We start from the raw sequence: 15,427 nt of genomic DNA on the forward strand, positions 1-15,427 counted from the left end.
GGGAACAATTAATAGAAAAAGTGCTAGGTATATAAAATTATAAATACCTAGCACTTTTTTAATTTATTAACATATCTTTTGATACACTTTTATTTAACTTAATATGCATTACTACCATAACTATTAAAATTAATAGTAAATATACTGGAAATAGCCTTACACTTATATGATTTGCAATAATACCAAATAGAGGTGGCATTAGTAAGTTTCCAACATAAGCACTTGCCATTTGTACACCTATAACTGCTTGTGATTTATCTGCTCCAAAATTCGTTGGTGTAGAATGAATAATGCATGGGTATATTGGAGCACAACCTAAACCAATAGTAACCAAGCCTACTAGAGCAACTTGATGACCAAATGGTAAACACATAAGTATAATACCAATTAAAATAATGACTTGTCCTAAATAAATCATTTGTTTATCATTGAGCTTCATAGTAATAAACCCACTAACAGCTCGTCCTACTGTAATTCCTATAAAGAATAGACTTGCATAACTTGCTGCTATTTCTAAATCAAATCCATGTTGTAGTACTAAGTAGCTACTAGCCCATAATCCAGTTGTTTGTTCTAATGCACAATAGCAGAAAAACATAAGCATTACTTGTTTAGCTCCTGGAATATTAACTATTTCTTTTAAAGTAAGTGCTTTATCTTTTTTATTTTCAGATTCTTGAACACCATCTACATCGTCTATAACAGGACGTTTTTTCCAAAGTGGTAAACTTAACATAATTATAATAGTTAATACAACTTGTATTAATGATATATAACGATATCCCATGTTCCAAGTTTGTCCATTAAGTAATGCAAAGCTCATAATATATGGACCTATACTAGCTCCAACACCCCACATACAATGAAGCCAACTCATATGATGACTCTTATAATGTAGAGCTACATAGTTATTTAATGAAGCATCAACACTACCCGCACCAAGGCCATAAGGTATTGCCCATAATACTAACATCCAATAAGAGCTACTTATAGAAAATCCCCATAAAGCTACTGCTGTCATCAGAACACTAAATGCTGTAACCTTACCTGTTCCTAATAATTTTGTAAGACGATCACTTTGCAAGCTAGAAAAAATTGTACCAGCTGAAATAATCATAAAAATTGCACCTGCATAAGATACAGGAACATTAAATTCTTGATAAATTGTAGGCCATACAGAACCTAATAATGAATCTGGCAGTCCTAAGCTAATAAAAGCTAAATATATAACTGCTAATAATAAACTAAACATATTGATTTCCTCCTTTATATATTGATATGATTATATCATCAAAAAAATAAAATTAATAAGATAAAATAGTCGTTTTCATATGACAATATCTTCAAAAAGGAGTAGTTATGGCTTTATCAGAATGTATATCAAAAATAGATAAAACTGGTCTTGAATTAATAGAACATGGAATTGCTAGTTTCCCTATAGCATGTTACCATGATGATTTACAAAGAGAATGTGTTGATTGGCATTGGCATGAAGAATTAGAGTTAATTGTTGTTTCAGAAGGGAGAGCTATTATTGCTGTAGATGGTGAAAAGCATATTGTAAATAAAGGAAATGGATTTTTTATTAATACAGGGGTTCTTCATGGTGGATGGATTTATGAAAGTATTAACTGTAGATTTCATTCTATTGTATTTCATCCTCGTTTAGTTGGTGGAAGTTCTAATAGTATATTTTGGACTAAATATTTAAATCCGATTTTGAGTAATATTTCTTTTAAAGGATTGTTTTTAGATTATTCAATACACTGGCAAAAAGATATACTTTGTAGTATTGATGAAGCATGGTATCTTTGTGCTAATGAAGAAGAGGGGTATGAATTTGAAGTTCGTAATGCTTTATCAAAGATCATTTATCTTATGTCTAAACATTTAGAGTGTATAGAATCAAATACATCAACAAAGAAGTTAAGAGATAGTCAGCGTATGAAAAATATGATTAAATATATTGATGAACATTATTCAGATAATATTACTATTGATGAAATTGCTGAAAGTGTATCTTTAAGTGTAAGTGAATGTTTACGTTGTTTTCATAATACAATTGGAACTACACCTATACAATATTTAAAGTCTTTTCGTATTAAAAAGGCTGCTGAATTATTAACAAATACAGATATGAAAATAGTTGATATTGGTATAATGTGTGGTTTTCAGGATATGAGTTATTTTGCAAAAACATTCCGTAATATCTATGGTTGTACACCGTCAAAATACAGGGGGAAATAGCATTAAGTATTTAAATGAAGGTGTATGTTCATTAAAGATTACGTTATTGTGACTTTTTATATAACAAATGTTATAATTATTTATATAAAAGTCAGTTTTAATGATAGAAGTTAATTAAAATTTGTTTAAATTAGAGGAGATTTACATGAGTTTTAATAGAAATATATTAGGAGAGAATTCAAAAGAAGATATTTTAAGATTAGTAAAAAGTAATGAATTTAAGGAAATCTTTAAAAGAAATAATATAGAGAATGTAATTATATTTGGTAGTTTAACAAAAGATGACTTTAATGAAGAATCAGATATTGATATAGCAATTATTGGAGAGAATAAAATATCAGATACAGTGGATTTAAATCTAACTTTAGAGTTAGAGGATTTTCTAGGAAGAAGCATAGATCTTATAGATATAAATGATGAGGAGATAGAAAATATTATAAAAATAGAGGCTTTAAATAGGAATTACGGTTGATGCAGCGATAAAACTATTAAAAGAAAAAAATATCTTCTCAGATGAAATAGCTAATTATATAAATTCGGCAAGACTTATAAGAAATAGAATTGGTCATAGATATAAGCAACTTAAAATAGAGACCTTAGTAAACTTTTTAGAAGAAAATATTGAGGTAAGAAATAGTTTGTTTGAATTTGTAAAAAGCTTTTTAAAATAATAGAAATTTCAACGAAAATAAAGTTAGATGAATTTAAAATAATTCAAAAACCCAAGTAGAAAGATTATATTGTTCTACTTGGGTTTTATTAATATAAATTTAAGAAAATATTTCATATAAGATAAGTTTAGTGGTTTTGATGATTGTAATTTGTAGTGCGAGGATTAATTTAGTATTACAATCAAGAATTTAATTTTTTGTTTTATAAGAAAACTTTAAAAATGCTATTGACTTAGAGTTAACTTCAATACTTATACTTAAAATATAAAATTAAATTAAAAATTTTAATTATATAATGGGGTGTGAATATGAGTAAAAAAGTATTAATTTTATCTTCAAGTCCAAGAAAAGGTGGAAATTCAGATTTGCTTTGTGATGAGTTTATGAGAGGTGCAAAAGAAAGTGGGCATGATGTTGAAAAAATATTTATAGCACAGAAAAAAATAAATTACTGTATGGGTTGTGGAGTCTGTAATTCAACTAGCAAATGTGTTCAACATGATGATATGGCTGAAATACTTGATAAAATGGTTAGTGCTGATGCAATTGTTTTAGCAACACCAATTTATTTTTATTCAATGGATGGGCAATTAAAAACACTTATTGATAGAACTGTACCAAGATATACTGAAATAAGAAATAAGGATTTTTATTATATCATGACTGCAGCTGATACAAATAAAGATATGCTTAAACGTACAGTAGAGGCAATACGTGGATTTACAGAAGATTGCCTTTCAGGTGCAAAGGAAAAAGGGATAATTTATGGAACTGGAGCATGGGGAAAGGGAGAAATTAAAAATACTCCACAATTCTTAGAGGCTTATGAAATGGGAAAAAATATATAGGTTAATATAGTATAAGGAAAACGCTCAAGGTGATAATAATTAATTTACCTTGAGTGTTTTATTTTAGGAAATAGTTGATCCAAATGATAGGTGTGAAAATTAGAGTTTTTTTTAGAAAGCCTAAATTAATAATGCTTATTAGGCATTATTTTATATTTATTATAGGTATTAGACATTATTGGAATTGTAAAATAAAATATTAGTATAAGGTAAAAGAAAGTGATTTAAGGAGGAATAATATATGGAATACGTAAAATTAGGTAATACAGGATTAGAAGTATCAAAGATTTGTTTAGGATGCATGAGTTTTGGAGATCCAGAAAAATGGATTCATAGTTGGGTATTAAATGAAGAAGAATCTAGAAAGATAATAAAAAAATCATTAGATATTGGAATAAATTTTTTTGATACAGCAAATGTATATGGTTTAGGAGCTAGTGAAGAAATATTAGGACGTGCATTAAAAGACTATGCAAGTAGAGATGAGATTGTTATTGCAACAAAGGTTAGTGGGTCAATGGGAAAAGGGCCAAACAAATCAGGATTATCTAGAAAAGCTATTATGAATGAAGTTGATGCAAGTTTAAAACGTTTAGGAGTAGAATATATTGATATTTTATACATTCATAGATGGGATTATAATACACCAATTGAAGAAACTATGTGTGCACTTAATGATTTAGTACGTTCAGGAAAAGTTTTATATTTAGGAGCATCATCAATGTATGCATGGCAATTTGCAAAGTCTCAATATATAGCTGAAAAGAATGGATGGACAAAGTTTTCGGTAATGCAAGGTCATTATAATTTATTATATCGTGAAGAGGAAAGAGAAATGAATCAATTATGTAAGGATATGGGGGTAGCTTTAGTTCCATATAGTCCATTAGCAGCAGGTCGATTGACTCGTGATTGGAATTCAGATTCAAAGAGATTTAAAGAGGATAAAGTTGCAAAAGTAAAATATGATACTACAGAAGAAAGCGATAAAATAATCGTTGAAAGAGTTTCTGAAATTGCAAAAAAATATAATGTAACAAAGTCGCAAGTATCAATTGCTTGGTTATGGAGCAAAGGAGTTACAGCACCTATTGTAGGAGTTACAAAGGAAAAATACTTATATGATTTTGAACAAGCCTTAAAAGTTAAATTAACTGATGAAGATATAAAATATCTTGAAGAGAAATATATTCCACATAATATTGTTGGACATGAATAAGAAAGGGTTATTTGATGAATAAAAATAATATTAAGCCTTGGCTTGTTTTAGTTGTATGTTGTGGACTTGCTGCATCTTCAATTGGAATATCAATTAATTCATCAGGAGTGTTTTATACTCCTGTATCTGAAGATTTAGGAATTATGAGAGGAACATTTTCCATGCATATGACTATATTTTCTATTGTAACTGCAATGTCAGCACTTATTGTACCTAAAATTATGAATAAATTTTCATATAAATTAATTTTAATACTTAGTGTATTAATTTCAGTTATTTCTACTGGAATGATGGCTTATTCAAGAAATATTTATATATTTTATTTATTAGGTGCTATAAGAGGATTTAGTACAGGTTTATTTTCAATTGTGCCTTTGACAATGATAGTAAATGGGTGGTTTGAAAAGAATCATGGATTGGCTACATCAATAGTTTTTGGCTTTAGTGGACTTGCTGGAGCTATTTGCTCACCTATCTTAGCTAGATGTATTGAAGTGTTAGGATGGGAAACTGCTTATATAGTCAAAGCTGGAATAATTCTTGCATTATGTTTACCAGCAGTTATTTATCCATTTGAAGTTACTGCAAAAGATGAAGGTAAGTTACCTTTTGGTTATAGCACAAATGAAATTATAAATAAAAATATTAATAAAAATCAAAGATTTGATTTTATGACAACCATATTTATAAGCTTTTGTATATTTGCACTTATAAATACAACAATTACAGGAATAACTCAGCATTTACCAGGTTTTGCACAATCAATAGGATATAGTGCATCAGTAGGAGCTAGCTTATTATCAGCAGGGATGCTTGGGAATGTTATTTCAAAGCTAGTAATTGGATTTATGAGTGATAAGATTGGACCAGTTAAAGCAAGTATTACAATGATAGTAATAAATACTTTAGGAGTTATTTTACTTATGAGTGGATTATCATCAATGATAATAGTTGGTGCCTTCCTTTTTGGATCTATATATTCAGTTGGTGCGGTAGGACTACCAGTTTTAACAAAGTATTTCTTTGGAATAGATAATTACTCAAAGGTATTTCCAATTATATCTTTTTTATCAAATTTAGGTGCAGCTTTTGCATTAACATTAGTAGGTTATATATATGATTTTACAAACTCATATAATTTTTCATTTATATTAGCTATAGGAATTAATACAATATGTTTAATTTTAACTTTTGTTATTACTAAAGAAAATAAAATCATAAATAGAGAAAAATTAGTATCTTAAATTGTATATAATTATTTAAGCTCGAGGGAAATAATGTATAATATACAAAAGTAGAGGTGATAACATGGAAATTAGAGTTTTAAAATATTTTTTAGCTGTTGCAAGAGAAGAAAATATTACAAGGGCAGCTGAAAGTTTAAATATAACACAACCTACATTATCAAGACAACTAATGCAACTAGAAGAAGAGCTAAAGGTTCAGCTTTTTATAAGAAGTAAAAGTAAAATAGTTTTAACTGATAAAGGTATGCTTTTAAGAAGAAGGGCAGAGGAAATAGTAGGGTTAGCTGAAAAAACAGAAAATGAATTTTCAAATTATGAGGATATTATTGCAGGAGAAATATTCATTGGTAGTGGAGAAACTAATTCTATGCATAGCCTTGCAAAAGTAATGAAAGACTTTCATGATTTATATCCTCAAGTTCAGTATAACTTATATAGTGCAAATGCTGATGATATTAAAGAGAAAATAGATAAAGGATTAATTGATATAGGACTTTTAACTGAGCCAGTAGATATTTCAAAATATGATTTTGTACGTCTAAAGGAAAAAGAGGTTTGGGGCGTTTTAATGAGAAAAGATGACGTTTTAGCTAGTAAAGATTATGTTACAGCTGATGATTTAATTGATAAGCCCTTAATTAGTTCAAGACGTGGAATGATTCAAAATGAAATTTTTAATTGGTTTGGTAAGAATTATGATAAGTTAAATATTATTTCAACATATAATCTTGTTTTAAATGCTTCTGTTATGGTAGAAGAAGGGTTAGGATATGCTTTTAGTTTAGAGAATTTAATTAATGTTAATGATGAAACTAATATTTGTTTTAAACCAATTTTTCCAAAGGTTGAAACTGGAACAGTGATTGTATGGAAAAAACATCAAATATTTTCTTCTGCAACAACTAAATTTATAGAAGAAATTAAAAGTGCTTTTAAAGAAAAATAAGTTTTAAAAATTTAATGAAAGTGGGATTAAGAATAATGAGAAACGTAAAAAAGCAAGCAGTAGCTCCAAAGACTATACCAATTTTGAGAGAGGCTTTTGATAAAATAAATGATACTGAAATTCGATGGTTATCAAGTGCAGGAATAATGATAAATTCACATGGAACAGTAATAATGATTGATCCATTATTAGAAGGATTTGATTTACCATTATTAGTAGATATGCCAATTAAGTCTGAAGAGGTTCCTAATTTAGATGCTGTTTTAATTACACATTGTGATAATGATCATTTTAGTAGAACTACATGTAAAAATCTTTCTAATGTATGTAATTCATATCATGGACCACATTATGTAGCAGAATTAATGAAGGAAGAAGGATTAAATGGTATTGGTCATGATATATATGAAAGTTTTAAGGTGGGAAATTTAAATGTAAAATTAACACCTGCTGATCATGCATGGCAAAATGAAAGTAGTAAGTATAGTAAAATTAGAAAATTTGAGTTTGAAGATTATTGTGGATTTTGGATTGATACTCCAGAAGGTACTATTTGGTTACCAGGTGATTCAAGACTATTAAATGAGCAGTTAGAAATGCCATTTCCTGATGTAATATTATTAGATTTTTCTGATAACTCATGGCATATTGGATTAGATGATGCGGTTAAACTTGCTAATACTTATCCTGATGCAGAGTTAATTTTAATTCATTGGGGAACAGTAGATGCTCCAGAAATGAATGCTTTTAATGGAGACCCGGCTGATTTAATAGGAAGAGTAGTAAATCAAGAGCGTATTAATATACTTGCAGCAGGAGAAGTTTTTAAGTTAGATAGCAAAAATGATAAATAATAAAATCCTATAATTAGATATTGACTTAGAGTTAACTTAAAGTTCTATTATAAAGTTATTCCAATAAATGGAGGTGTTTAATTATGAAAATTACAAATAAAACAAATGAGTATCGTGAAAAAATGAGATTAGGTTGTATTTCGGAGTTTGGTGAAACTGATCCAGAATTTGTTGAGGTATTTGAAAATTTTGCTTTTGATGAAGTAGTTAATCAAGATGATCTAGATGATAAAACAAGATTTATGGCAATTATAGCAACTCTTATAGGATGTCAAGGAATTGATATATATAAAGATATTCTTCCAGTTGCACTTAACTTTGAAGTAACACCAATTGAAGTTAAGGAAATTGTATATCAAGCAGTTGCTTATCTTGGTATGGCACGTGTATTTCCATTTTTAAAAGCTACAAATGAAATACTTAAATGTAGAGGAATTAAATTGCCACTTGAAGGTCAATCAACTACTAATAGAGAAAATAGACGTGAATCTGGAACAAAAGTACAGGTAGATATTTTTGGAGATAATATGAAGGATTTTTGGAAGTCTGGACAAGAGGAAAAACGTCATATTAATTATTGGTTAGCGGCTAACTGCTTTGGAGATTACTACACTCGTAGAGGGCTTGATTATAAGCAAAGAGAAATGATTACATTTTGTTTCTTATCAGCACAAGGTGGGTGTGAACCACAATTGACTTCACATGCTGCTGCAAATATGAAAATTGGAAATGACAAGGAGTTTTTAATTAAGATTATTTCACAATGTTTACCGTACATTGGTTATCCACGCTCATTAAATGCATTAAAATGTGTTGATGCAGCAGCAAAAGAATTTATTAAATAGGTATTAAAGGGAGGTTTAAGATGAGTGATAATAAGAATTTAAGTGTATTTAAAATGGGAGAACCATTACCAGAAATGTTTTCTAAGTATTTTATAGGAAATGCACATTTAAATATGTTAACAACTGAAGGAGTTAGTATTGGTAATGTAACTTTTGAACCAGGATGTCGTAATAATTGGCATATTCATCATAAGGGTGGACAGATTTTACTTGTTACTGGGGGAAGAGGATATTATCAAGTATGGGGAGAAGAAGCTAGAGAATTAAAAGCAGGGGATGTTGTTAATATTCCAGCTGAAGTTAAGCATTGGCATGGTGCAGCAGCAGACAGTTGGTTCTGTCATCTAGCTATTGAGATACCAGCAGAAGGTGCAAGTAATGAATGGCTTGAAGCTGTTAGCGATGAAATTTATTGTAAGTTAAAATAATTAAAAGTGTTAAAATAATAAATAATTCGTATTAGTGAAAAACATTCTAGTAGGTAGACATTTCATATCTACTAGAATGTTTTTTTTGTTTTAAGTTAATTATATGGAGGGAAAGCTAGAGCTTATACGTAAACAATATACTATTAAATAGGTATTAATTATAAAAACAATAATAAGGAACTGATTTTAATTAAAAATTTATGCATAAGACAATATAAATAATGAAATATGATAGATGTTGCGAAATTTAACAAAATTTTTTTGTTTTAGGTGCAAAATGCAATATTATTGCAACATTGATAGTGTAAAATATAGATACATATATAAATATTTGCCATTTAAGGGGGCTGTACTATGGATAATTGTGTAGGGAAAATTTTAAATGATAAAGAGATAAATATAAATGAGGGGTATATGTTAATTTTATTTGACACATTAAAGACAGAAGAAAATATAGTAACTGTTCCATTAAAATATTTAATGGATAAATTTCAAACAAAAAGAAAAGTAAAAATCTCAAATATATTAAGAGCATTAGAAGAAAAGTGTTATATAGAAATTATTAAAACTAAAGGAAGGGTTAGCAGTTATAAAATAGTTAAGGATTATATGATAAATGATGAAATTGTTTCTAATGAAATAATTGAAAATAACGATACTATGAATTCTAATAGTAACGATTGTTTGAGTTGTGGAATAACAACTAGGGGTGAAATAGGGAATGGTACCAGGGTATTTGGGAGTATAGGTACCTGTAATAAAATAGATACAGGTAATAAAAATGTCACTAGTAGTAGTTATGTAAGTGATACTAGTACTGGTTATATAAATGATACTAGTACTGGTATCTCTAGAGGTACTGGTAGTGGTGATTATTATGATACTAGTATCCTTAAAACACCAGGTGCTATTTTGAACGAAAGTGTTGAAAATAAAGGGTTTAGCAGAGGTAGATACCCAAATGATACTAGTTGTTATGATAATAATAATAATAATATTAATAATAATATAAATAATAAATTATATATATATATTTTAAATACTTGGAATGACAAAGGTATAGCTAATATAGGGAGTTTAGACTCTAAAGTTAAGGGGGCTATGGATAATGCTCTGAAATTTTATTCTGTAGATGAAATTGTTAATGCTATAAATAATTATGGATTGGTATTTGAAAGTGATTATTTTTATGATTATAGATGGAGTTTGGTGAATTTTTTGAACAAGCCTAATGGCATTGGACGCTTTTTGGATACTGGTGATATGTGGATGAATTATTATAATAATCATTGTTCTTATAGTGAGAAATTGAAGAGAAATGGTATTAATATTGAGGATTATATAGATTAATAAACGTTAGGAAAATTGTTTATATGTTTTTGATAATTATATAAAATTTTATTTAGTTTGAGTCTAGTTATTTTTTTAGTAATAATATAAAATTATGAATAAGAATGTTCTTTTAAGATATGATTTGTAAGGAAAAAGTTATACAAAATTACATTTGAGAAAAAATGTATTTTAAGATGATATAGATATAGCAAGGTTTGATTGTAGAAAATATTAATTAACATAATCTTATATATGTTATTTAAAAAGGAGGCGATATTAATGAAAAAAAGATTCAATACTACTGGTGTATGTATACCAACTATGCATTATATGGTTGATATAACAGATAAACTTGATAAAATTATAGAACTGATAAAAGAAAAAGATTACTTTATTATAAATAGACCAAGACAGTATGGAAAAACTACAACTATGTATATGTTAGAACAGAGACTGAAAAATGATTACTTGGTAGTAAGCATGAGTTTTGAAGGGATAGGGGATGAAGTCTTTCTTAAAGAAAAAACATTTTCTAAGGTATTTATAGAATTAATGGCAGAAAGCTTGGAATTTACAAACGAAGAAGAAAGTAAAAGGTTATTAGGATATGAAAATGATATTGATAATTTAAGAGACTTATCTAAGCTTATAACAAGGTTTGTTAGAGATAGTAAGAAAGATGTTATTTTATTTATTGATGAAGTAGATAAGAGCTATAATAATCAGTTATTTTTGAGCTTTTTAGGAATGCTTAGAAATAAGTATTTGTTAAGGCAACAAGGAAAAGATAAAACTTTTAGTAGTGTAATTTTAGCTGGAGTATATGATATAAGAAATTTAAAACTAAAATTTAGAAATGAAGATGAAAAGAAATATAATAGTCCTTGGAACATAGCGGTTGATTTTGACATAGATATGAAATTTAATGAGAAAGAAATAGAATCTATGTTAAAAGAGTATTCTTCAGAGAAAAATGTAATTATGAATACAAGAAATATAGCACAGTTATTATATAGATATACAAGTGGGTACCCTTTTTTAGTTACTAGAATATGCAAGATAATTGATGAAAAACTTAACAAAGAAAATTTAGAATGGACAGAAGAATATATAATTAAGGCAAATAAAATCTTATTATCAGAGCGTAATACTTTGTTTGAAGATTTAATAAAAAATGTTGAAAATAATGAAGAGTTAAAAGACTATATATTTGATCTAATAATGAATGGAGAAGAAAAGAGTTTTAATCTTGATAATCCTATAATTAATTTAGGAAATGTATTTGGATATTTTATAAATAAGGACGGAAAAGTGAAAATATCAAATAGAATATTTGAACAAAGATTATATAATTATTATTCTTCTAAGTTGGAAAATAAAGTTGATATGAGTTCTTATAATTTTAAGGAAAACTTTATAACTTCTACAGGGTTAGATTTTAAAAAGATTCTTCTAAGATTCCAACAGTTTATTAAGGAACAATATAGTTCTATTGATTCTAAATTTATAGAAAGAGAAGGTAGACTTCTATTCTTAGCATTTATAAAACCAATAATAAATGGAGTTGGTTTTGACTTTAAAGAAGTACAAATTTCAGAAGAAAAGAGATTAGACGTTGTAATTACTTATTTAAAAGAAAAGTATTTAGTAGAGCTTAAGATTTGGAGAGGTGAGGAATATCACAAAAAAGGTCTTAAACAGTTAAGTGATTATTTAGAGATTAATGAATTAGATTGTGGCTATCTTATTATTTATAACTTTAATAAGACGAAAGAATATAAAAGTGAAACAATAATGGTTGATAGTAAAAAGATATTTGCAATTTGGGTGTAAAAATAAGTAGATAATATATATATGGATAAAAAATAAATTTCCACTAGCTAAGTCGGTGGCTTTTTGGGACAGTAGATAGAGTTGCTTTCATAGCAATATACCTACTGTCCCTTAATTTATATTAAATGTCATTTTAATGTATTTTATATCATCTAAGTATTAGTAAATTAGTAAATATAGCTACTGTATAAACTAATGAATATATATTAAGATAATACAAAATACTAATATTAAATAATGATAAAATAAAAAAAATAAAAAAGGAGATATAATGATACAGGATAATAAAAACTTAAAATTAGAAAATACATACTGTGAATTGCCAAATATATTTTATTCAAAAGAAATTCCTGAAAAAATATTAAATCCTAAATTAGTAGAATTTAATAAAGAGTTAGCAGAAGATTTAGGATTAGATTTAAAGTTTTTAAATAGTGATGAAGGAATACAGTATTTAGTAGGAAATAAACTTTTAGAAGGAAGTACACCAATAGCACAAGCCTATGCAGGTCATCAATTTGGACACTTTACAATGCTTGGAGATGGTAGAGCTATACTTTTAGGTGAATTTATATCAAGAAATGGACAAAGATTTGATATTCAACTTAAAGGAGCAGGAAAAACTAAATATTCAAGAGGTGGAGATGGAAAAGCAGCTTTAGGGCCAATGCTTAGAGAATATATAATAAGCGAAGGTATGTATGGGCTTAAAATTCCAACAACCCGTAGTTTAGCAGTTATTTCTACTGGTGAAAATGTAATAAGAGAAGAAATTTTAGAAGGTGCATTATTAGTACGTATAGCAAAAAGTCATATACGAGTTGGAACATTTCAATTTGCAAGAAATTTTGGAGATGTTGAAGATCTTAAAAAACTAGCAGATTATACTTTAAATAGACACTTTAAAAAAGATACCTATGAAGGAAATCCTTACTTATATCTTCTAAAAGAGGTTATAAATAATCAAGCAAAACTTATTTCAAAATGGCAGCTAGTTGGATTTATTCATGGTGTTATGAATACTGATAATATGACAATTAGTGGAGAAACTATAGATTATGGTCCATGTGCATTTATGGATTCATATGATATAAATACAGTATTTAGTTCTATTGATATTAATGGAAGATATGCTTATGGAAATCAGCCTAAAATTGGTGTTTGGAACTTAACTAGATTTGCGGAAAGTTTACTACCATTACTAGATGATGATATAGATAATGCAATTAAAATAGCTGAAGAGGCATTATCAAACTATGGAAAATTATATAATGAGTATTATTTTAATGGAATGAGAGCAAAGCTTGGGTTATTTAATAAAGAAGAGGAAGATGAAAATTTAATTTTATCACTTTTAATTATAATGAATAAATTTAAAGCTGATTATACAAATACTTTTTTAAACTTAACATTAGGTAATTTAGAAGAAATGAGTATTTTTAAAAGTGATGATTTTAAAAAGTGGTATGAATCATGGCAAGCTAGATTAGCTAAACAAAATAAATCTAGAGATGAAATTAAAAAACTTATGCAATCAAACAATCCAACAGTAATACCAAGAAATTATATTGTAGAGAATGCAATAAAAGCTGCAGTAAATAATAATGACTATAGTGTTATAAATAAGTTTTTAGAAGCTCTTAAGAATCCTTATGATTATTCAAATATAAGTGAAGAGTACTCAAAAATACCAGAAGTGCCATCTTGTCCTTATAAAACATATTGTGGTACGTAATTAAAAAAATAGGGAGGAAATTAATCTTGTAGATAAAATATTATTTTCAGGATTAATTTTTTATTTTATATAAATATATTAATCCAATAATTGGTATACATAAAATTATGAAAAAATCAACTTTAAATTGTAAAAGTATGATATAATATAATGATAAACATATAAGGAGGTAATTATATGTTCAATGTAGGTGATAAAATTGTTTACCCAGGTCAAGGTGTTGGTATTATTTCATGTATTGAAGAAAGAGAGTTTAAAGGTGAGAAACAAAACTTTTACGAAATAGACATAGTAAATAGTACAATGAAGTTAAAATTACCAGCTAGTAGATTTGAAAATGCTAATATTAGATTAGTTAGTGATTCAGAGGAAATTGATAATAGTCTTAAAGATATAGTTAATTATACTGAAGAAGTTGATAATCTACAAAAATCTGTTAAAAGAGAAAGAGAAGAAAATAATAGTAAGAAAGTTAAAAATGGAACTTTCGATGATTATTTAAGTGTAGTTTGTAACTTAACACAAGTTAAAAACTGTGGAAATGCAAATTCAAGTGAAAGTCAAACATTAAATTCAACGAGAGGCTTTGTAGTTCAAGAAATATCTGAAGTTAAAGGGATGAGTATTGAAGAGGCTAATGAGTTTTTAGATGGACATTTAGATGTATTTTCAAATAATAAATAAAAAACTCTTGCAACTTTAATTTATTATGATAAAATAATAAACATAGCCAAAAAAATAAAGATTTTAATATATATATGTATGTAAATTTCTACTTACTTAGAAGCTTATATTATTAAATGTATTTGTCTTTGAAAAGGAGGAAATTTATATGACTGATAAGACTTTAGTATGCAGAGATTGTGGTTCTGAATTCGTATTCACTACTGGAGAACAAGAATTCTACAAAGAAAAAGGATTCACTAATGAACCAACAAGATGTGTTGCTTGTAGAAGAGCTAAAAAAGAACAACAAAATAGAAGATAATTCTGTTAAGTTTAAGGGACTACTTTTTAAGTAGTTCCTTTTTTGATGTATTTAGAATACCACAGATTTGACATATAGTTTAGAAAGGATTCTGAATCTGTTAAGTTGATATGAAAAAATAGCTTGATTTTTCATAGAATTGCTCGCTCTTTGAAATTTATATAAGTTTGAATTTTTTATTGTATGGTAAACAAACCTACAATAAAATTGATTTTTGCAGGTTAAATAAAGGTA

General features: G+C 27.4%; 16 protein-coding genes. 15 read left to right on the forward strand and 1 reads right to left on the reverse strand.

Features of this window, described 5'->3' with window-relative positions; genetic code table 11:
- Positions 1–58 precede the first annotated feature (58 nt).
- Entirely contained in the window at positions 59–1,252 is a 1,194-nt protein-coding gene (locus HCG70_RS12570) for a sugar MFS transporter (protein WP_055291623.1), read from the reverse strand.
- Positions 1,253–1,359: 107 nt separating this feature from the next.
- Here HCG70_RS12570 and HCG70_RS12575 point away from each other — a divergent pair, with 107 nt between their 5' ends.
- From HCG70_RS12575 to HCG70_RS12645, 15 genes are all read left to right on the forward strand, one after another.
- Positions 1,360–2,247: an AraC family transcriptional regulator gene (locus HCG70_RS12575; protein WP_221697838.1), complete on the forward strand. Its 888-nt coding sequence runs from the start codon at positions 1,360–1,362 to the stop codon at positions 2,245–2,247.
- Positions 2,248–2,392: 145 nt separating this feature from the next.
- Positions 2,393–2,719, forward strand: coding sequence for a nucleotidyltransferase family protein (locus HCG70_RS12580; RefSeq protein WP_055291621.1), 327 nt, complete (start codon positions 2,393–2,395; stop codon positions 2,717–2,719).
- Positions 2,720–2,726: 7 nt separating this feature from the next.
- Entirely contained in the window at positions 2,727–2,918 is a 192-nt protein-coding gene (locus HCG70_RS17835; protein ID WP_396021002.1) for a hypothetical protein, read from the forward strand.
- A 308-nt stretch (positions 2,919–3,226) separates the two neighbouring features.
- Positions 3,227–3,766 carry a flavodoxin family protein gene (locus HCG70_RS12590; RefSeq protein ID WP_042398172.1) on the forward strand — a complete coding sequence of 180 codons (540 nt, stop codon included), beginning with the start codon at positions 3,227–3,229 and terminating at the stop codon, positions 3,764–3,766.
- Between the two features lie 241 nt (positions 3,767–4,007).
- Positions 4,008–4,985, forward strand: coding sequence for an aldo/keto reductase (locus HCG70_RS12595; protein ID WP_055291620.1), 978 nt, complete (start codon positions 4,008–4,010; stop codon positions 4,983–4,985).
- Between the two features lie 14 nt (positions 4,986–4,999).
- The gene (locus HCG70_RS12600; protein ID WP_055291619.1) at positions 5,000–6,229 is read left to right on the forward strand and encodes an MFS transporter; all 1,230 of its coding nucleotides are present in this window, start codon (positions 5,000–5,002) and stop codon (positions 6,227–6,229) included.
- 64 nt (positions 6,230–6,293) lie between these two features.
- Positions 6,294–7,178 carry a LysR family transcriptional regulator gene (locus HCG70_RS12605; protein WP_055275859.1) on the forward strand — a complete coding sequence of 295 codons (885 nt, stop codon included), beginning with the start codon at positions 6,294–6,296 and terminating at the stop codon, positions 7,176–7,178.
- A 35-nt stretch (positions 7,179–7,213) separates the two neighbouring features.
- A complete protein-coding gene (locus HCG70_RS12610; RefSeq protein ID WP_221697839.1) occupies positions 7,214–8,032 on the forward strand; it encodes an MBL fold metallo-hydrolase in 819 nt (272 codons plus the stop codon).
- A gap of 83 nt (positions 8,033–8,115) precedes the next feature.
- Entirely contained in the window at positions 8,116–8,877 is a 762-nt protein-coding gene (locus HCG70_RS12615) for a carboxymuconolactone decarboxylase family protein (protein ID WP_221697840.1), read from the forward strand.
- 20 nt (positions 8,878–8,897) lie between these two features.
- A complete protein-coding gene (locus HCG70_RS12620; protein WP_055291617.1) occupies positions 8,898–9,305 on the forward strand; it encodes a cupin domain-containing protein in 408 nt (135 codons plus the stop codon).
- 354 nt (positions 9,306–9,659) lie between these two features.
- Complete coding sequence (locus tag HCG70_RS12625) at positions 9,660–10,655, forward strand: hypothetical protein (RefSeq protein WP_221697841.1); 996 nt, start codon at positions 9,660–9,662, stop codon at positions 10,653–10,655.
- Between the two features lie 261 nt (positions 10,656–10,916).
- A complete protein-coding gene (locus tag HCG70_RS12630; RefSeq protein WP_196048645.1) occupies positions 10,917–12,470 on the forward strand; it encodes an AAA family ATPase in 1,554 nt (517 codons plus the stop codon).
- A 271-nt stretch (positions 12,471–12,741) separates the two neighbouring features.
- A complete protein-coding gene (locus HCG70_RS12635; protein WP_221697842.1) occupies positions 12,742–14,205 on the forward strand; it encodes a YdiU family protein in 1,464 nt (487 codons plus the stop codon).
- Positions 14,206–14,382: 177 nt separating this feature from the next.
- Positions 14,383–14,889: a CarD family transcriptional regulator gene (locus HCG70_RS12640; protein ID WP_055275875.1), complete on the forward strand. Its 507-nt coding sequence runs from the start codon at positions 14,383–14,385 to the stop codon at positions 14,887–14,889.
- A gap of 148 nt (positions 14,890–15,037) precedes the next feature.
- Positions 15,038–15,193 carry a zinc-ribbon domain-containing protein gene (locus tag HCG70_RS12645; protein WP_042398208.1) on the forward strand — a complete coding sequence of 52 codons (156 nt, stop codon included), beginning with the start codon at positions 15,038–15,040 and terminating at the stop codon, positions 15,191–15,193.
- The last annotated feature ends 234 nt before the right edge of the window (positions 15,194–15,427 follow it).

It is taken from the genome of Clostridium sp. K04, from assembly GCF_019734375.1.
Lineage (GTDB): Bacteria > Bacillota > Clostridia > Clostridiales > Clostridiaceae > Clostridium > Clostridium saudiense.